The sequence below is a fragment of the Scandinavium sp. M-37 genome, assembly GCF_043558715.1.
GTDB lineage: Bacteria > Pseudomonadota > Gammaproteobacteria > Enterobacterales > Enterobacteriaceae > Scandinavium > Scandinavium vulneris_A.
This window is the reverse complement of sequence record NZ_JBIGIN010000116.1, coordinates 1-454: the sequence shown is the minus strand read 5'-3', so window position 1 is coordinate 454 and position 454 is coordinate 1. Positions and strand designations below refer to the sequence as shown.

The 454-nt window shown below is 62.6% G+C and carries 1 protein-coding gene; it reads left to right on the top strand.

Annotated elements, in window-relative coordinates; all coding sequences use genetic code 11:
* Positions 1-21: 21 nt before the first annotated feature.
* A partial coding sequence (locus ACG0Z5_RS23965) for an Ig-like domain-containing protein (RefSeq protein WP_394451684.1) occupies positions 22-454 on the top strand: 433 nt, incomplete at its 3' end.

The window sequence follows — 454 nt, the reverse complement described above, 5'->3', positions numbered from 1 at the left end:
AGCAACAGCTGGATTGTCAACGTGAGTACGGCCGACGTCACGCCACCGGCCACGCCGCACATCACCGGGGCGTACGACGACGTGGGCACCAAAGGGAATATCACCTCCGGCGGCACCACCGATGACACCACGCCGAAACTGAGCGGCACCGCGGAAGCGGGCAGCAAGGTGACGATTTACGACAACAACACCTTTATTGGCACCGCCACCGCCAACAGCAGCGGCAACTGGAGCTGGACTACGCCGACGCGCAGCGAGGGTCAGCACACCTTCAGGGTCACTGCCACAGATGCAGCCGGGAACACCAGCGGTAAATCCGGCGGTTATGTGGTGAATGTGGACATTCCTGACCCGGGTCCGGGGCAGGCACACATCACCAGCGTCTATGATGACGTCGGGCCGAGTACGGGCAATGTCATCAACGGGGGCACCACCGACGATACCACCGTGACCC